The following is a 17,754-nucleotide window of genomic DNA, read 5'->3' as shown; positions in this document are numbered from 1 at the left end:
CGCGTCGGCGTCTGATACGACGCCTTCCCGAATAAATTCGGTCCCACAGAGCCGGCACAGGCAGTGGTTACCAGAAGCGTTGCTGGGTCAATCGGCTCCACCACGTTGTCAACACACGATCCACTGAAGCACTGGCCGCCAGCCCCACACGTTCTTGAAGGCTTTTACGTTCGGAATAATGCAGATGGAACACGTCAGCGATTTTGGCGCGCTCTGACAGGTACTCATCACTGGTCTTCAGTTCGTCCACCAACTGTTTATCCAACGCAGCCATGCCGAGCCAGACTTCTCCCGTTGCCACATCATCAATGGCCAACTGCGGGCGGTAGCGGGCAACAAAGTTCTTGAACAGCTCGTGAGTGATGTCCAACTCTTCTTGAAACTTCTCACGGCCCTTCTCGGTGTTTTCGCCAAACACCGTCAGCGTGCGCTTGTATTCACCGGCGGTCAGCACTTCGAAGTCGATATCGTGCTTCTTCAACAGACGATTGACGTTAGGCAACTGCGCGACAACACCAATCGATCCAAGGATGGCAAAGGGCGCGCTGATGATCTTGTCGCCAATGCACGCCATCATGTAACCGCCACTGGCCGCCACTTTATCGATGCAAATCGTCAGCGGAATCCCCGCCTGACGAATCCGCGCCAACTGCGACGACGCGAGGCCGTAGCTGTGGACCATGCCGCCGCCACTTTCCAGGCGCAGTACCACTTCATCCTTGGCGGTGGCGAGGGTCAGCAGCGCGGTGATTTCATGGCGCATGCTTTCAGTCGCGGACGCTTTGATGTCACCGTCGAAGTCCAGCACGTAAACCCGAGGTTTTGGTTCGGCCAACTTCTTCTGCTTCTTCAAGCCCTTGGCCTGCTCTTTGCGCAAGACCTTTAGCCGGTCCTTGTCCAGTAACGATTGCTCCAGCCGCTCGCGCAACGCTTTATAGAAGTCATTGAGTTTGCTGACCTGCAACTGACCTGTAGATTTACGACGGCCTTTGCTTCGCACTGAGGCGAATGCCGCCAACACGATCAAAATGGCGACCACCAACGTCACCGTCTTCGCTAAAAAGCTCGCGTATTCAGCTAGAAAATCCACAGTTTCTCCTCAAGAACATTTCGCCCCTTCACTCAGGGGCTTAACAAAAAGCTTCGAATGGCCCAAGCATACCGGCGCGCCCTGCAGACGACCAGTCTGTGAGCACGCAACCATGGGCCCGTGAATCTGATTCAAACAAGCGTATGTTTTTTTATTGACAGGCTATGAGCATCCTCCTAACCTCGCAAAACCTCTAACGCACCAGGATGACGCGGACGTGGGCAGCATCTATCTGATACGACATGGCCAGGCCTCCTTTGGTGCGGACGACTACGATGTTCTTTCGCCCACCGGTATCCGCCAAGCAGAAATTCTCGGCGCGCACCTCGCTCAACTGAACGTGCGCTTCGATCGCTGCCTGTCCGGTGACTTGCGCCGACAACAACACACGGCTCAAGCAGCCATGGCGCAATTGGACGCGGCTGGGCAAAGCACGCCCACGCTAGAGATCGACACTGCTTTTAACGAGTTCGATGCTGACGCAGTGATACGCGCCTTGTTACCGGCCATGCTGCCGGACGAACCGGAAGCCCTGCACGTATTGCGAAACGCTGCGCAAAACCGCGCAGAATTCCAACGTTTATTTGCCTTGATCATGGGTCGCTGGCACAGCGGCAACTACGACACGCCGGGACTGCAAAGCTGGCTCGGTTTCGCTGAGCAGGTTCGGTCGGGTCTGTACCGGGTACTGGACAACGCGGGTAACAAAGACAGCATTGCGATTTTCACTTCAGGCGGCACTATTACCGCCCTGCTCCACTTGATCACCCAAATCCCTGTCCATCAGGCCTTTGAACTCAATTGGCAAATCGTCAACACCTCGCTCAACCAGCTTAAGTTTCGTGGTCGTGAGGTCGCTCTGGCGTCGTTCAACAGCCACACGCATTTGCAGTTGTTGAAGAACCCGGAGCTCATCACCTACCGCTAACCCAGCGCAATCAAAAGCTTGAGTTCGCTGGGCCCAAACCCCAAGTTTCACCAGACCCACAAAAAAGGATAAACACAATGACCTCCGTAGCCGACGCCGTTCAAGCAATGAAAGCCAAGTTCAACCCAAGTGCCGCTGCGGGCCTGGACCTGGTTTTCGGCTTCCGTATCGATGAAGACAAAAATTTCTCGCTGGTTGTCAAAGACAGCACCTGCGAACTGAAAGAAGGCGTGAACCCCGATGCCCAAGTGACCCTGGTCATGGACGGCGATACTCTGGACGGCATCGTCACCGGCGAAACCGACGGCATGCAGGCATTCATGGGCGGCAAGTTGCGCGCTGAAGGCGACATGATGCTGGCGATGAAACTCAGCGAGTTGTTCCCTTCGTAAGGGTTCTTTTCGAAAAAACCGAAGCTTGCGGGCTTCGGTTTTTTTCGCCTGACAGATGTCGCTGTTCAGTAATCAAAGCCAATGATTTGCCTGCAACACGCTGGCCTATAAGGCCGCTTTAGCCTTGTGAGCAAATGGACGGCGCATTAGATTAGTCAATAATCTCTGCCCCTAATAATAAGCAGAAGGGATAAGCATGGCGCTCACTGATCAGTCCACCAAGATTCGCGTTGGCGAAGAACTCGACGCCAGCCTCATCGACCCTTACCTCAAAGCCCATATCCCCGGCTTGAGTGGTTCGCCTGAGATCAGCCAGTTTCCCGGTGGCGCTTCTAACCTGACCTACCTGATTCGCTACCCGGAACATGAATTCGTGCTGCGCCGCCCGCCCTTTGGCAGTAAGGCAAAATCAGCCCACGACATGGGTCGCGAATACCGCATCCTGAATCAGCTCAGTGATGGTTTTCCGTATTGTCCCAAGGCTTATGTCCACTGCACCGACGAAACGCTGATCGGTTCTGAGTTCTATGTCATGGAGCGGGTCAATGGCATTATTCTTCGCTCCGAACTGCCGCCGGAATTGAATTTCAATACCCAGCAAACCACTGCGCTGTGCAAAAACTTCATCGACAAACTGGTCGAATTGCATCAGGTCGATTACGCCGCCTGCGGGCTGGCGGATCTTGGCAAGCCCGAGGGTTATGTCGAGCGGCAAATTAGCGGCTGGAGTGATCGCTATGATAAAGCGCGCACCCCCGATGCGCCGAGCTGGGAAAGCGTCAGAAGCTGGCTCAAGGAGAAAATGCCGGCCAATAGTCCAGTTTCCAGCATCGTACACAACGACTATCGCTTCGATAATGTGATTCTCGATCCGAACCAGCCGATGCAGATCATCGGCGTACTGGATTGGGAACTGACCACAATCGGTGACCCGCTGATGGACTTGGGCAATACCCTCGCCTATTGGATCGAAGCTAATGACCCTGCGCCCGTGCAGTTAATGCGCCGTCAGCCGAGCCACGCGCCGGGGATGTTGACCCGACGGGAGTTTGTCGATTATTACGCCGAGCGATCAGGCATCCAGATCGATAATTTCGACTTCTACTACACCTATGGCCTGTTTCGTCTGGCGGGCATTGTGCAGCAGATTTACTACCGCTTTTTTCATGGCCAGACCCAAGACAAACGCTTCGCGCAGTTCATTCACATGAACACGCTGTTGGAGCACATGAGCCTGCAAGTCATCGATAAATCCAGCCTTTGATAGCGACACAATAAGGAAGAAAACATGTCCAAGACCCACTTGTTCGACCTCGATGGCAAGATCGCTTTCGTTTCCGGCGCCAGCCGTGGCATTGGTGAAGCCATCGCCAAACTATTGGCTCAGCAAGGCGCCCACGTCATCGTCTCCAGCCGCAAAATCGACGGTTGCCAGCACGTGGCCGACGCGATTATTGCAGACGGCGGCAAGGCCACCGCGATTGCCTGCCACATCGGCGAGATGGAACAGATTCAGAGCGTGTTTGCGCAGATTCGTGAACAGTTCGGGCGCTTGGACATTTTGGTGAACAACGCAGCGACCAACCCGCAATTCTGCAATGTACTGGACACCGACCTCAGTGCATTCCAGAAAACCGTCGACGTGAACATTCGCGGCTATTTCTTCATGTCAGTGGAAGCCGGCAAGTTGATGCGCGAAAACGGCGGTGGCAGCATCATCAACGTGGCCTCCATCAATGGTATTTCTCCCGGCGTGTTCCAAGGCATCTATTCGGTGACCAAGGCCGCAGTGATCAACATGACCAAGGTGTTCGCAAAAGAATGCGCGGCCTTCGGTATCCGTTGCAACGCACTGCTGCCGGGACTGACCGACACCAAGTTTGCATCGGCGCTGGTAAAAAACGACGCCATCCTCAACATGGCCTTGGCCCAGATCCCACTCAAGCGTGTCGCGGCTCCCAGTGAGATGGCGGGCGCAGTGCTTTACCTGGCCAGCGATGCGTCCAGCTACACCACCGGCGTTTCACTGAACGTGGACGGTGGTTTCCTTTCCTGAGGTGCTCGTCAGAGCGGAAAAAACAGCCTGCGGGCTGTTTTTTTATGGATCGCTCAGAGAATATTTATTCCATATATTAAAATTAAAGAATATATTTTCCGAACAACAACTCCAAAGGACCTCGCCATGCGTCAGTTTTCTCATCCTCCGACACCGTTGCCGGTGTTGGGTATCGGCCTGATCGGCACCGGGTTTATGGGGCGCGCCCATGCAATGGCCTTCCGTAACGTCAGCGCGGCATTCGCGCTACCGGTTAAGGTCCGCTTGGCAGCGCTGGCGGATGCTGACGCAGCACGTGCCGAACAGTGCGCCCATGACTGGGGCTTTGACCATGCGCACAACGACTGGCAACAGCTGATCAATGATCCTGCCGTACACCTTGTCGCGATTACCACCCCCAATCATTTGCATTACCCCATGGCCCTGGCAGCGCTTGAGGCCGGCAAAACGGTGTACTGCGAGAAACCTTTGGCGATCAACCTCACCCAAGCAGACGCTATGCGCCAGGCCGCCAAAAAAGCCGGGGTCGTCACGCGGGTCGGTTACAACTACCAGCACAACCCCATTATTGAACTGGCGCGGCAGATGATCGACAGCGGCGAGCTGGGAGACATCATCAGCTTCCAGGGGGAGTTCAGCGAAGACTTCATGGGCGACCCGGCGAGCCCTTGGTCATGGCGTTGTGAAGAAGCGCATGCCGGCGGTGCATTGGCCGACTTGGGCAGTCATTTGCTCGCGTTGGCCCGGCATTTGTTGGGTGATATCGATGCTGTGTGCGCTGACTCACAGACCGTTCATACCCACCGGCCGGCGGTTTCCGGTAGCGATGAAAAACGCCTGATCGCCGTCGATGACCAGACCCACGCTTTGTTGCGTTTCGCCAATGGCGCACGCGGTACGTTCAGTAGCAGTTGGCTCAAGCACGGCTACAAAAACCACTTGGCGTTTGAAATCAGCGGCACCCGTGGCACCTTGGCGTTCGATCAGGAGCGGCTCAACGAACTGCGCGTATGTCGTTCCGGCCAGGACGGTTTTCAACGAATACTTGCCGGACCCTCACTGCCAGGCTACGCCGCGTTCTCTCCCGCGCCCGGGCATCAACTGGGCTACAACGAACTGAAAACCCTTGAAGTGCATGCGCTCATACAAGCGGTTTGCAATAAAGGCACTGACGGCCCGGACTTTGAAGAAGCCTGGCAAGTGGAGCGTTTGGCAGCGGCGATTCGATTGGCCGCGCGGGAACAGCGTTGGGTCAGGATTGAAGAGCTGTAGCGTAGTTGCGATTCGGTCCCACAGAATTCCGGCATGACCAATCCGGTGGACCTCGTTTATCTATAGGAGCAACGGGTGGCGAAAAGGCCGCGACATAGGGCTTGAGATATACCGCGTCGCCGGCTGGATCGCCAACCAGTCCTACAGAGAATGCGTGCGCGACTCGACTCTCCGTGGGAGCAGGCTTGCCTGCGAAGAGGCCCATCATCGCGCCGCTGATGTCGACTTGAAACCTGGGTTGCCTGCACTGACGCGTTCGTTGGCAAGCCAACTCTCCACAGGGGACTTCGGCATATCTGGAATAGTAAGGACTGAAAATCTTATCGCAGCCTTCGGCCGCTACAGATCTTGTGTGATCGCCTCACCAACACGCTTCACTCTCAGGGTAAGATGGCTGCCTTCTGGCGCAGCCATTCTGCCCAACAGCCGTGTAAGTCGAAAATCCCCATGCCTTTCGCCCTCAGTGTTGACCTGACCACCCTCGCCGTCCTCACCGCCGTCGCTTTTGTTGCAGGCTTCATCGATGCCATTGCCGGGGGTGGCGGTCTGTTGACTACACCTGCGTTGATGACGGCCGGCTTGCCGCCACATTTGGTGCTGGGTACCAATAAGCTCAGCTCGACCTTTGGCTCGGCGATGGCCAGTTACACCTTCTTTCGCCGCAAGCTGTTTGATCCAAAACAATGGATTCATGCCCTGCTGGGTACGGCGGTCGGTGCGTTGATCGGTGCCGTGGTGGCGCATTATTTGCCCTCTGAATGGATCAACCAGATGCTGCCGGTGATCGTCTTTGGCTGCGGCCTGTACCTGTTGTTCGGCGGAGTTCCCAAGGCGCCACTGGACAGCAGCGCCCCCATCAAAAAGAAATGGCAAGTGCCTCAAGGCTTGGGTCTTGGCTTTTATGACGGTGTCGCTGGACCGGGGACCGGTGCGTTCTGGACCGTCAGTTCATTGCTGATTTACCCCTTGGACCTGGTGAAAGCCAGCGGCGTGGCGCGGAGCATGAACTTCGTCAGCAATGCTGCTGCCCTGTCAGTGTTCATGTTTTCCGGGCAGGTCGATTGGATGATCGGCCTGTGCATGGGTTCGTCACTGATGGTCGGCTCATTCTTCGGTGCGCGGACAGCGATTCAGGGCGGAGCAAAATTTATCCGCCCGGTGTTCATCGTCGTGGTGCTCGGCCTGACTGTGCGCCTAGCCTGGCAACACTGGTTCAGCTGAGCCTGTGCGACGCGCCAGGTACAGGTCGATCAAGTAACGAGCGATGGAACGGTTGGCCGGCAGCGGTGGCAAATCGTTGAGGTGAAACCAGCGCGCATCCTCAATCTCATCGGCCTGCGGAACTATGTCACCGCTGGCGTATTCGGCATGGAAGCCAAGCATCATCGAGTGCGGGAACGGCCAGCATTGGCTGCCCATGTACTGAATGTTTTTGACCTTCAGTTGCACCTCTTCCATGACCTCGCGACGCACACAATCCTCGACCGACTCTCCCGGTTCGGCAAACCCTGCCAGCGTGCTATAGACCCCCGTCACAAAGCGCGGTGAGCGTGCCAGCAGTATCTCGTCACCCCGGGTGATCAGCACGATCATACTCGGCGAGATGCGCGGGTAATGGCGCAAGTTGCAGTGTTCGCAATACATCGCGCGCTCACCCGGCACCTGCTGCATCGGCAAACCACAACTGCCGCAAAAACGGTGTTCCCGCGCCCACGTGCTGATTTGAGCCGCATAACCGAGTTTTCTATAAACGTCGACGTCGCCTTCGAGCATGAATTGACGAAGCCCAAGCCACGTGCAGCCGTCAATTTCAGTGGGGTGTTTGAGCACCAGCAGGTACACCGGCTCACCGTCAAAATGACCGATTCCGTGCTCACTCAGCACCGACAGATCCTGCCGCTTGAGCCATTCACGAGGAAACATAGCGCCGTTGTCGTCGCGCAGAAAACCTTCCGGGCTATGGACCACGGCCCAACCACCACTGAGCTGGGTATCAAGGACGGCAGTTGTCCAACGTGTCATGAAAATCTCCAGGCTTTTTTATCGTCGAAGGCTGTCTATCGAAGCCTAATTATCAAACGCGGCTTTCTGTTTGCTCATGTGCGCAGACAAGGCCACGCGCAGATCGGCTGATTGGAGCATGGCAGCGTTCCACGTCGCGACGTACTCAAGACCGTCATCAATCCGGTGGTCGCGCATGTAACTGATCATCTCCTTGGTTCCGGCAATGGCGATCGGTGATTTATCAGCAATCTCCTTAGCAATGGCCATCACGCCCTCCAGCAGACTTGACGCGTCCACAAAAGTGCGATTGATCAAGCCGATGCGGCACGCTTCTTCTGCGCCCATAGTACGCCCGGTGTAGGCCAATTCGCGCAACATACCGTCGCCAATAATTCGCGGCAGTCGCTGCAAGGTGCCTACATCGGCGGCCATGCCCATGTCGATTTCCTTGATCGAGAACTGTGCGTCATCGGCGCCATAGCGCATATCGCAGGCCGAAATCAAATCGATTGCACCGCCGATGCAATAGCCCTGAATCGCTGCCAGGACTGGCTTACGGCAGTTATCGACGGCATTGAACGAAGCCTGCATCTGCAAGATTTTGCGCCGCAACATTCTCGCATTACGGCCCACGTCTTTGCCCAGTTCTGAGGCCACCGACGCCAGCATCATAAGGTCAATGCCAGACGAAAAATGCTTACCAGCGCCGGTGAGGACCACCACGCGTACCTCGTCCGTGTCATCGACCCATTGAAAGATCTCGATGATCTCGGCCCAGAAAGCGGCGTTCATGGCATTGATCTTTTCCGGCCGATTGATTTGCACATGAGCGATGTGATCGGTCAGTTCAACGTGAAACGCTTGGTAATCGGACACGGCAGTCCTCCTTGGAAGCAGAAATGAGGGGGGTTAAACAGTGGTCAGACTATAACAAGCCTTCCCAGGCGACCGTAAGGTTGCGATTACGCCATTTGCAAGACCATAGAAGACACTCGTTTGAGTGCATTTTTAATCAAAATCGTCCATAAGCCGGAACGGTGGCGTTTGACTGTGGTCCAGAGTTAAGCGAACTATTAAAACCGCCGGATGCCATGTGTCATCTAGTCCAGCTAGCCAAGGTGGCTGACTGAGTGGAATGACTCTTTGCGAAGCGAAAGAGGGCGATTTGATCAGGTTAAATGCTCTACCAAAGGATGAAAGCGTGTGATCACCCAACGCGTGTTATCCGAGCGCGCAATTATCCTGGCTCCCCACGACCAGGAGAGCGACGTCGCACTGACGCTACTCGAACAAGCAGGTTTTACCGCGCTGATTGCCCCGGACCTGGCGGGGCTGATTGCCGAACTGGCCGCCGGTGCCGGTCTGGCGATTATTGCGGACGAGGCGCTCTACGGCATCAACATCCATACGCTGTTAGCGCTTATGGATCGGCAGCCTTCCTGGTCCGACATGCCTATTGTGTTACTGACCCATCCTGGCGGCCCGGAGCATAATCCTTCGCTCCAACTTGGCGCCCATCTGGGCAACGTCACTTTCCTTGAACGCCCTTTCCACGCGGCGACGCTGGTGAGTCTGGTCAGTACGGCGTTACGCGGCCGTCGTCGGCAATACGAAGCCCGCGCGCGCATGGACGATATTCTGGAAAGTGAACAACGCCTGCAGAACGCGCTCAAGGCGGGGCGTTTGGGCTCTTGGCAATTGGACCTCGACGACCTGACTTTTGACTGCTCGGCCATCAGCAAATCTCACCATGGCCGCAGTGAGCGCGACACCTTCACTTTCGACGACTGGCTTGGCTCGGTGTTGGCAGAAGACCAGCCGGCCATGCAAATGGCCCTGCACAGTAGCCTGCAAACGGGTGACGATTACATTTCGGAATACCGCAACGTCTGGCCCGACGGCTCGGTGAATTGGGTGGATGTCCGAGCCAGAGCGATTCGCCGCGACGACGGCAACGTGTGCTCATTGGTCGGCGTGACGTCTGATATCAGCGAACGTAAACGCGTTGAAGAACAACTGCACCGCCTCAATGACACCCTTGAGCAGCAGGTAGAAGAACGCACCTTACAACTTCGGCACAACGAAGAAGCCCTGCGTCAGTCGCAAAAAATGGAAGCGGTCGGGCAACTCACAGGGGGTATTGCCCACGACTTCAATAACCTGCTGACCGGCATCATCGGTAGCTTGGAACTGCTGCGTAGACGGCTATCCCGAGGTCGAACCGAAGACCTCGACAGCTTGATCGATCTGGGCGTGACGTCGGCTAACCGTGCTGCGGCGCTGACTCATCGCCTTTTGGCTTTTTCCCGTCGGCAGTCGCTTGATTCAAAACCGGTGCAGATGAACCAGTTGGTTAATTCCATGGGCGAGTTGATTGACCGCAGCCTCAACGGAAGCATTCGCCTGGAGGTGCAGTTGGACGAGCATCTCTGGACTGCCGAGGTTGCCCCAAACCAATTGGAAAGCGCCCTGCTCAACCTTGTTTTGAACGCTCGCGATGCGATGCCCGAAGGTGGAAAACTGACCATCAGCACCTTTAATCAGCGGTTAGAAAAAACCTTCACCCATACCCATGAGAATTTACAGCCGGGGGAATACGTGGTGCTGAGCGTCAGCGACACTGGGTGCGGCATGCCACAGCACATTATCAGCCGGGCGTTTGATCCCTTTTTCACTACAAAACCCATTGGCCAAGGAACGGGCTTGGGCCTTTCAATGATTTACGGGTTCAGCAAACAGTCTCGCGGTCACGTCGGCATCCAGAGTGAAGTGGGTGTCGGCACCACGGTGCGCCTGTACCTGCCGCGTTGTCGCGCAGAACATGACCACGATGAAATCATCTACCAAAGCAATGCGCCGTACGCTAAATCGGGTGAAACCGTCCTCATCGTCGAAGACGATCCCGCCGTGCGCGTACTGGTCGGCGAAGTACTCAGCGATTTAGGCTACGCCTACGTTTACGCAGGGAACGCCGATGCCGCGATGCCCATCCTTGAGTCTGGTCAGCGCATTGATTTAATGATCAGCGACGTGGGTCTGCCAGGCATGAATGGAAGGCAACTGGCCGACCTGGGCAGGCAGCTGCGCCCGTCGTTAAAGGTTTTGTTCATCACCGGTTACGCCGAACACGCCGCCGTGCGTGCCGGATTCCTTGATTCAGGCATGCAGATGATTACCAAACCGTTTGCCTTCGATCACCTGACCGCAAAGGTCCGAGAGATGATAGAAGCCTGACTCTTCGTGGGCAGTTGAACCTAGAACAACAAACATTTGATCTGGTTATGCAGGCTGTCCATGGTAAAGGGCTTGGCCAGAATCGGTGCTTGCAAGGCGATGGGGCTCCCCGATTCAGTAATTTCGGCAGGGTAACCGCTGATGAAGATAACTTTCAGTTCGGGCCGCAATTTGACTGCGGGCTCGGCAATCATCACCCCAGAGATACCGCCTGGCAGGCGATAATCGGTAATCATCAAGTCCAAGTGAGGTTTAGTTGCCAGGATCTCGAACGCTTGCTCACCATTTTCAGCCTGCAATACCTTATAGCCTTCGCCTGACAGGTAGTCGGAGAGCAACATCAGGATCAGCGGCTCATCTTCGACAATAAGTACGACATTTTCTGCATCAGAACTCATGGGGACGCCTTACACCTTTGATTAGCTGCCATTACGACCATAGAGTACGACGGAGGTTGCGTTGTCTGTCAGATAAATCCAACCGTCAATCACAGCGGTAGACTGACCCGGAACAGCGCGCCCGCCCCCTCCTCGCTTTCAACGGCGATATTGCCAGCGTGCGCGGTCACGATCTGTTCGGAAATAAACAGCCCCAACCCCAACCCGGCTACGGCATGTTTGGCCGACACTCGCTCGAATTGCTGGAAAATCCGCTTCTGGTTTTCTTCACTGACCCCGATGCCTTGATCAAGCACGTCTACCCTTGCCTGACCATCCTGACTATAAACTCTGACGTCGATCGGCTTTTTAGCGCCATAGCGCAATGCGTTAGTCAGCAGATTAGCAACGACTTGTTCGATACGGAATTCGTCCCATGTGCCAACAACGGGTACATCCGCCGTCAGCGACACAATGGATTCAGCAGCGGTAATTTGGGCGGAAAAGCTTTCAAGCAGATGGCTGACCAACTGCACCAAATCAAAACGACTGGGCCGAATAGACAGTTTTCCCGTGCGAATCCGTGACACATCGAGCATGTCTTCGACGAGCCTGATCAGGCTTTGAATCTGGCGCTCATCTCTGTCGACCATCGCCCGTAGCTTTTCCAGCGTGAACGCTGCGGTATTGTCTTTGGCCAAGTGCAGCTTGCGCAGCTGTGTTTCCAGAATCAACCCGTTCAGCGGCGTACGCACCTCATGCGACACAATCGACATGAAGTCATCACGCATTTGTACAGCGTGCTGCAACTCGTTCTGCGTGGCCTGAAGCTCCTTGAGCAAGGCCTCCTGCTCTTGGCGGCTTTGTTCCAAGGCTTCAACCTGTTGCTTCATGGCCTTGCGCTGCCAGAAGAGATCAACGAAGACATTCACTTTACTTTTGACCGCGTGAATATCCAGCGGCTTATGCAGGAAGTCCACGGCACCGCTTTCATAGCCTTTGAACGCATAGTTCAGATCACGGCCGGCGGCGCTGACAAATACGATCGGAATGTTCTTGGTTTTCTCGGTACCGCGCATGAGTTCCGCCAGCTCGAAACCGTTCATTCCCGGCATCTGCACGTCGAGGATGGCCAACGCGAATTCATGTTGCAGCAGCAGCGATAAAGCCTCGTCTGCGGACAAGGCTTTATAGACGGCGCGGTCTTCGCGCTTGATCAGTGCTTCAAGGGCCAACAGATTTTCTGGCAGATCATCGACGATCAGCAGTTTGGCTCGGACTTCACTTAGCATGCGATTCTTTCCAGCTCGACCAGCAGTTGACCAATATCACTCAAAGCGAGAATGCGATCCGGTACGCTCAACGCCAAGGCGGACTCGGGCATTATCGACGCTTGGGCAGTTTTCGGGTCTTGGACCACTGTAAACCCACCTTCTTGCTTGATGTGCGCCAAGCCACGAGCCCCGTCCGCATTGGCGCCGGTCAGTAAAACCCCTGCCAGACGCCTTCCAAAGGCATCTGCGGCTGACTCAAAAAGTATATCGATACTGGGGCGAGAATGGTGGACGCGGTCTTCAAGGCTTAAGGACAAGCTGAGATCACTTTCCACCGATACGTGATAGCCGGGGGCGGCGAAGTACAAGGTGCCTGGGTTAATAAGTTCCTTGTCGGCAACCTCTTTGACCCTCATCCCCAGATGTTGCTGAAAAACTGAAGCCAAACGGCTGCGACGCTCTTCCGGCAAATGCAACACCACGATAATCGGCAAACGAAAACCGGGTGCCAACGGAGAAAAAATCCGCAAGAGGGCTTCGACTCCACCTGCCGATGCGCCAATGACAATTGCATCGACAAGGGGCAACACGTTGCTGGAAACCGATTGAACGTCGTCATGGGTATTCATGATTTGCGGTAGATCCGTTCCTGCTTGACCAAGGCCACGAAATTTTTGCTATACGCCGAAAAGTCGAGTGTCTCTTTGCTGCCAAGCACTAGAAAACCGCGATGACACAGCGAGTCATGAAACAGCCCAAAGGCGCGATCCTGCAATTTTTTATTGAAGTAAATCAAAACGTTCCGACAGGAAATTAACTGAGTCTCTGAGAACACGCTGTCAGTGGCCAAGCTGTGATCGGCGAACGTCACGTTTTCACGCAGGGTTTTGTCGAAAATCGCGTAATCATACGCCGCCGTGTAGTAATCGGAGAACCTTCGCTCGCCGCCGGCCTTCTGATAGTTCTCGCCGTACGCCCGAATATTTTCCAGCGCGAAAATACCTTGCTTGGCCTTTTCCAGCGAACGGGGATTGATGTCAGTCGCGTAAATGATGGTTCGCTCAAGTAGACCTTCCTCACGCAGCAAGATGGCCATGGAGTAGACCTCTTCCCCCGTGCTGCAACCCGCAATCCAGATTTTTATCGATGGATACGTTTTCAGCAGCGGCACGACTTCCTGGCGAATGGCTAAAAAATGCCCAGGGTCGCGAAACATCTCACTGACCGGAATCGTCAGGTACTGGAGCAGTTGCAAGAACGCGGTCGGATCGTGCAGCACCCGCTCTTGCAATGCCGAAATGGTTTTGCAGTCGAATTGAATCAACGCGTGGTTAACCCGGCGCTTGATCGAAGCGCCGGAGTAATCGCGAAAGTCATAGCTGTATTTGAGATAAATCGCCTCGATCAACAGCCGCAATTCAATTTCAGCGTTTCGTTCATGAGGCATCGAGAAAATCCGGATACACGAGTCTGAGAATCATCTTAGTGGCCTCAAAGTCTCAGACGTTCCATTCAGATCCGCTCCATTTTTGGCAGCCACACCCGAATCAACGAAAACAGTCGATCAAGGTCGATGGGCTTGGCCAAATAATCATTGGAACCGGCCTGTAAGCAGCGCTCCTGATCATCTTTCATCGCCTTGGCGGTGACCGCAATAATTGGCAGTTTGCGCCAGCGTGGGTCTTTGCGAATTTCGATGGTCGCTTCGTAGCCATCCATTTCCGGCATCATCACGTCCATCAGCACCAAGTCGATGTCGTCCACTTCGTCCAGTTTTTTGATGGCTTCGAGACCATTACGGGCGATTTCAACCACTGCGCCCTTATGTTCCAGCGCGCTGGTCAGCGCGAAGATGTTACGCACGTCGTCGTCCACGACGAGGATTTTCCGACCCTCGAACACCTTGTCGCGGCTGCGAGCCGCTTTGAGCATTTTCTGCCGCTCGTTGGAAAGCTTGGATTCCACTTTGTGCAGGAACAAGGTCACTTCATCCAGCAGCCGTTCCGGTGAGCGAGCGCCCTTGATAATGATCGAACGTGAATACTTGAGCAGTTCGGCTTCTTCGTCTCGGGTCAAGTTTCGCCCGGTATAGACGATGACCGGTGGAAAGGCGCAGATGTCATCGGTCGACATGCGCTTGAGCAAATCATTGCCCAACATGTCCGGCAGCTTAAGGTCGATGATCATGCAGTCGTAGACGTTGTCGTGCAGCAGCGACAACGCATCCTGAGCAAAGCCGACTGCCGTTATTTCGATGTCATCGTCGCCAATCAGACGGGCAATGCTGTTGCGCTGCAACGCATCGTCTTCGACCAGCAGGATGCGTTTGACCTTCTGGGTCAACTTGGCTTCGAGCTTGGCAAAAACGTCTTTGAGTTCTTCACGTGTGGTGGGTTTGACCGCGTAACCGACCGCGCCCATGTGCATGGCCGCCTCTTGCCGGTCTTCGACTGATATCACGTGCACGGGTATGTGTCGGGTAGAAGCCAGCTCCTTCAATCGCTGCAATACCGTGAGGCCCGAATGATCGGGCAGGCGCATGTCCAGCAGGATGGCGTCAGGGATAAATTGCACCGCCAGGTTAAAACCTTCATCGGCGGCATGCGCCACCAGGCATTGGTAACCCAGTTCGTGGGCCAGGTCGAAAAGTATCTGGGCGAAACGGACCTCGTCCTCAACGACCAAAATGCATCTGGATTTAAAGGGGGTGTTATTTCGATCATCAGCAAACAGCGCAACCGGCTCTGGAGAAAGGGTGGCTGGCGCTACAACCACCGGCGCCGCGACGGGCAGTTGGATCGGCGCGGGTTGCTCACCGTATTCGAGCTGAACGGGCTCAACATACTGCTCCGGAACTACCAGCGTAAAAATACTGCCCTGCTCAGGAGCGCTGGTTACGGCAATTGAACCACCGAGTAGCTTGGCCAAGTCGCGGGAAATCGATAACCCCAGGCCTGTGCCGCCATACCGTCGATTGGTGGTGCCGTCGGCCTGACGGAACGCCTCGAAAATGCTCTCTTGATGCTCCTCGGCAATACCGATTCCCGAGTCGCGCACGGTAAAGGTGATGCCCTCACCCGGCTGGCGCGAGACGATCAAGCTGACGCTACCGCGTTCGGTGAATTTGATGGCGTTTGATAACAGGTTTTTCAGCACTTGCTCTAGGCGCTGGCGGTCGGTGAACAACATCGTTGGCGCACCCGCCTGGAGTTCAACCTGAAAATCGAGTTTTTTCTCGTTAGCCAAGGGTTGAAACATCCCTCGCAAGCCTTCAACCAACCGTGCCACGCTGGTATTTTCGGGACGCATGTCCAGTTTGCCGGCCTCGACTTTTGAAATATCGAGAATATCGTTAATCAAATTGAGCAAATCGTTGCCTGCCGAATAGATCGATTCGGCGAACTTGACCTGTTCCTCGGTGAGGTTTTCTGTCGGGTTTTCCGCCAGCAATTTTGCCAAAATCAATGAACTGTTCAGCGGTGTGCGCAGTTCATGGGACATGTTGGCGAGGAATTCCGACTTGTACTTACTGGAACGTTGCAGCTCCTCGGCCCTCGCCTCCAGTTCGACCTGGGCGATGTTCAGCTCTTCATTATTGCGATCCAGTGCATCGCGCTGGTCTGCCATCTCTTGGCCCTGCTCGGCCAGCTGCTTGTTAGTTTGTTCCAGCTCAGCCTGCTGGGTTTCCAGATGGACTTGGGATTCCTTGAGAATCCGTGACTGCTCTTCAAGCTCCTCGTTAGCGGTTTTCAGCTCTTCCTGCTGCACTTGCAGTTCTTCGTTCAGTTGCTGGGTTTCAGCGAGCACTTCCTGCAACCGCTGACGGTATCGCGCGGCCTCGATGGAGGTGCCAATATTGTCTGAAATCACCTGCAGGAACTCGACATCGCGCTCGGTGAGCGCTCGCAAGAAGCCCAGTTCTATGACCCCATTGACCTGATCATCGTTACTGGTCGGTACGACTATCACACTGCGCGGCGAACCTTCGCCTAACCCGGAGCTGACCTTGAAGTAGTCATGCGGTACATCGTCCAGTGTGATGATTTTGTCCTGCTGCGCCGCTTGGCCAATGACACCTTCGTCACTGTAAATCGACTGGTCGTGCTGTTCCTGCTCACGGGAAAACCCATAGGACGCGACGCGCCGATAACCGCCGTGCTCCTGGCGGACGTACATCGCTGCGACTGAGGCGCCCAAATACTGCGCAAAAAATTGCAAAACGTTACGACCGAGCAAGTTCAATGTCAGTTGCCCGAGCACCTGTTCGGCTAACTCACTCTGCCCGTTGCGCAGCCATGCGACGTGCTGCAAACGCAGTGCGTTTTCTTGCTGCAGTTTTAAATTGTCACTGTAAGTGCCAGACAGCATGAGCATGTCGCGACGGCCAATGAAGGCAACCAGCCCGCTGATCGACAGAACAAAGATCAAGTAAAGGCTGACAGTCCAAATCGTGGTTCGCGTTACGCCTTCGTTGCGAGACGTGCGCAGTTGTTGCTCCATCTGCACTGCAACTTCATATTCGGTTCGAATCTCGTCGGATAATCGCTTGCCACGTCCCGCTCGAATTGCGCTCTGATAGTCGCCGTTTTGACGACGCAGAGTGATCATTTCCTGGGCAAAGTCGTTCCAGTCGTTCTGCAAAGCAGACAGGCGCTTAAACCGATCGACTTGGGGAGGGTTGTCCGCGACGAGTTCTTCAATCCCTTTAAGCTCGCTCCTTATCGCCGGCTTGGCTACTTCGTAGGGATCAAGGAAATGCTCGTCACCGGTCAGCAGAAAACCGCGCATCCCGGTCTCCATGTCGACTGACAGCTTGAGCGAGCGATTGGCATTATTAATGACCCTATCGGTATGCTCGACCCATTGAATCGCTGACAATAAATACGTGATCAGGATGATGAAAAACACCGCACTCAGCACCCCGACGCCTAAGGGCAGGCTGATATTGCGGGTTAACATTTTGCGGAAGCGTTGCTCGTCAATCGAAGACGGATGGTTCATCAGGAGGCCCGGGCGAATTCATCGAAACCGCAGAGTCTGCCGTAAACGTCACCAAAAGACTCGATATCTGACATAAAAATACAAAATGTCAGGCACGAAGGGATGCCATTATTTTTTGAATAGCGA

15 protein-coding genes are annotated in these 17,754 nt (G+C 54.9%); 7 read left to right on the top strand and 8 right to left on the bottom strand.

Going from position 1 to position 17,754, the window contains the following annotated elements; all coding sequences use genetic code 11:
* Window positions 1–67: 67 nt before the first annotated feature.
* Complete coding sequence (gene sohB, locus RHM65_RS17920) at window positions 68–1,090, bottom strand: protease SohB (protein ID WP_322164584.1); 1,023 nt, start codon at window positions 1,088–1,090, stop codon at window positions 68–70.
* A gap of 217 nt (window positions 1,091–1,307) precedes the next feature.
* Between sohB and RHM65_RS17915 the strand changes: the two genes are divergently transcribed.
* The 6 genes from RHM65_RS17915 (at window position 1,308) to RHM65_RS17890 (ending at window position 6,959) form a co-directional block, all read left to right on the top strand.
* Window positions 1,308–2,018: a histidine phosphatase family protein gene (locus tag RHM65_RS17915; protein ID WP_322164585.1), complete on the top strand. Its 711-nt coding sequence runs from the start codon at window positions 1,308–1,310 to the stop codon at window positions 2,016–2,018.
* A 77-nt stretch (window positions 2,019–2,095) separates the two neighbouring features.
* Window positions 2,096–2,410 carry an SCP2 sterol-binding domain-containing protein gene (locus RHM65_RS17910; RefSeq protein WP_322164587.1) on the top strand — a complete coding sequence of 105 codons (315 nt, stop codon included), beginning with the start codon at window positions 2,096–2,098 and terminating at the stop codon, window positions 2,408–2,410.
* 196 nt (window positions 2,411–2,606) lie between these two features.
* The gene (locus RHM65_RS17905) at window positions 2,607–3,674 is read left to right on the top strand and encodes a phosphotransferase family protein (RefSeq protein ID WP_322164588.1); all 1,068 of its coding nucleotides are present in this window, start codon (window positions 2,607–2,609) and stop codon (window positions 3,672–3,674) included.
* A gap of 24 nt (window positions 3,675–3,698) precedes the next feature.
* Window positions 3,699–4,466 carry an SDR family oxidoreductase gene (locus tag RHM65_RS17900; protein WP_322164589.1) on the top strand — a complete coding sequence of 256 codons (768 nt, stop codon included), beginning with the start codon at window positions 3,699–3,701 and terminating at the stop codon, window positions 4,464–4,466.
* Between the two features lie 156 nt (window positions 4,467–4,622).
* Window positions 4,623–5,738, top strand: a complete 1,116-nt coding sequence (locus RHM65_RS17895; RefSeq protein WP_322170969.1) for a Gfo/Idh/MocA family oxidoreductase — start codon at window positions 4,623–4,625, stop codon at window positions 5,736–5,738.
* 447 nt (window positions 5,739–6,185) lie between these two features.
* The gene (locus tag RHM65_RS17890) at window positions 6,186–6,959 is read left to right on the top strand and encodes a TSUP family transporter (protein ID WP_322164590.1); all 774 of its coding nucleotides are present in this window, start codon (window positions 6,186–6,188) and stop codon (window positions 6,957–6,959) included.
* Here RHM65_RS17890 and nudC read toward each other — a convergent pair.
* Both nudC and RHM65_RS17880 read right to left on the bottom strand, forming a co-directional pair.
* Window positions 6,933–7,760: an NAD(+) diphosphatase gene (nudC, locus tag RHM65_RS17885; protein WP_322164591.1), complete on the bottom strand. Its 828-nt coding sequence runs from the start codon at window positions 7,758–7,760 to the stop codon at window positions 6,933–6,935. The genes RHM65_RS17890 and nudC overlap by 27 nt on opposite strands.
* A 45-nt stretch (window positions 7,761–7,805) precedes the next feature.
* The gene (locus tag RHM65_RS17880) at window positions 7,806–8,618 is read right to left on the bottom strand and encodes a crotonase/enoyl-CoA hydratase family protein (RefSeq protein WP_322164592.1); all 813 of its coding nucleotides are present in this window, start codon (window positions 8,616–8,618) and stop codon (window positions 7,806–7,808) included.
* 327 nt (window positions 8,619–8,945) lie between these two features.
* On the opposite strand from RHM65_RS17880, the gene RHM65_RS17875 reads away from it, so the two are divergent.
* Entirely contained in the window at window positions 8,946–10,976 is a 2,031-nt protein-coding gene (locus tag RHM65_RS17875) for a response regulator (protein ID WP_322183845.1), read from the top strand.
* Between the two features lie 20 nt (window positions 10,977–10,996).
* On the opposite strand, the gene RHM65_RS17870 is transcribed toward RHM65_RS17875, so the two are convergent.
* From RHM65_RS17870 to RHM65_RS17850, 5 genes are all read right to left on the bottom strand, one after another.
* A complete protein-coding gene (locus tag RHM65_RS17870) occupies window positions 10,997–11,374 on the bottom strand; it encodes a response regulator (RefSeq protein WP_322164594.1) in 378 nt (125 codons plus the stop codon).
* A gap of 89 nt (window positions 11,375–11,463) precedes the next feature.
* Window positions 11,464–12,645 carry a hybrid sensor histidine kinase/response regulator gene (locus RHM65_RS17865; protein ID WP_322164595.1) on the bottom strand — a complete coding sequence of 394 codons (1,182 nt, stop codon included), beginning with the start codon at window positions 12,643–12,645 and terminating at the stop codon, window positions 11,464–11,466.
* Complete coding sequence (locus RHM65_RS17860; protein ID WP_416194805.1) at window positions 12,639–13,259, bottom strand: chemotaxis protein CheB; 621 nt, start codon at window positions 13,257–13,259, stop codon at window positions 12,639–12,641. The genes RHM65_RS17865 and RHM65_RS17860 overlap by 7 nt, the downstream gene beginning before the upstream one ends.
* Window positions 13,253–14,074: a protein-glutamate O-methyltransferase CheR gene (locus tag RHM65_RS17855; protein WP_322164597.1), complete on the bottom strand. Its 822-nt coding sequence runs from the start codon at window positions 14,072–14,074 to the stop codon at window positions 13,253–13,255. Before RHM65_RS17855 ends, RHM65_RS17860 begins: the two co-directional genes overlap by 7 nt.
* 65 nt (window positions 14,075–14,139) lie before the next feature.
* Window positions 14,140–17,628 carry a response regulator gene (locus RHM65_RS17850; protein WP_322164598.1) on the bottom strand — a complete coding sequence of 1,163 codons (3,489 nt, stop codon included), beginning with the start codon at window positions 17,626–17,628 and terminating at the stop codon, window positions 14,140–14,142.
* Window positions 17,629–17,754: the final 126 nt, after the last annotated feature.

Origin of the sequence: Pseudomonas sp. CCI4.2 (genome assembly GCF_034350045.1) — a bacterium.
Classification (GTDB): domain Bacteria; phylum Pseudomonadota; class Gammaproteobacteria; order Pseudomonadales; family Pseudomonadaceae; genus Aquipseudomonas.
This window is presented reverse-complemented; position numbering and strand designations above follow the sequence as displayed.

Excerpts from the sequence above, each read along its gene's own strand:
- RHM65_RS17910 (WP_322164587.1), top strand. The coding sequence starts at position 2,096 with ATGACCTCCGTAGCCGACGCCGTTCAAGCAATGAAAGCCAAGTTCAAC.
- RHM65_RS17905 (WP_322164588.1), top strand. The coding sequence starts at position 2,607 with ATGGCGCTCACTGATCAGTCCACCAAGATTCGCGTTGGCGAAGAACTC.
- RHM65_RS17900 (WP_322164589.1), top strand. The coding sequence starts at position 3,699 with ATGTCCAAGACCCACTTGTTCGACCTCGATGGCAAGATCGCTTTCGTT.
- RHM65_RS17890 (WP_322164590.1), top strand. The coding sequence starts at position 6,186 with ATGCCTTTCGCCCTCAGTGTTGACCTGACCACCCTCGCCGTCCTCACC.
- nudC (WP_322164591.1), bottom strand. The coding sequence starts at position 7,760 with ATGACACGTTGGACAACTGCCGTCCTTGATACCCAGCTCAGTGGTGGT.
- RHM65_RS17870 (WP_322164594.1), bottom strand. The coding sequence starts at position 11,374 with ATGAGTTCTGATGCAGAAAATGTCGTACTTATTGTCGAAGATGAGCCG.
- RHM65_RS17865 (WP_322164595.1), bottom strand. The coding sequence starts at position 12,645 with ATGCTAAGTGAAGTCCGAGCCAAACTGCTGATCGTCGATGATCTGCCA.
- RHM65_RS17855 (WP_322164597.1), bottom strand. The coding sequence starts at position 14,074 with ATGCCTCATGAACGAAACGCTGAAATTGAATTGCGGCTGTTGATCGAG.
- RHM65_RS17850 (WP_322164598.1), bottom strand. The coding sequence starts at position 17,628 with ATGAACCATCCGTCTTCGATTGACGAGCAACGCTTCCGCAAAATGTTA.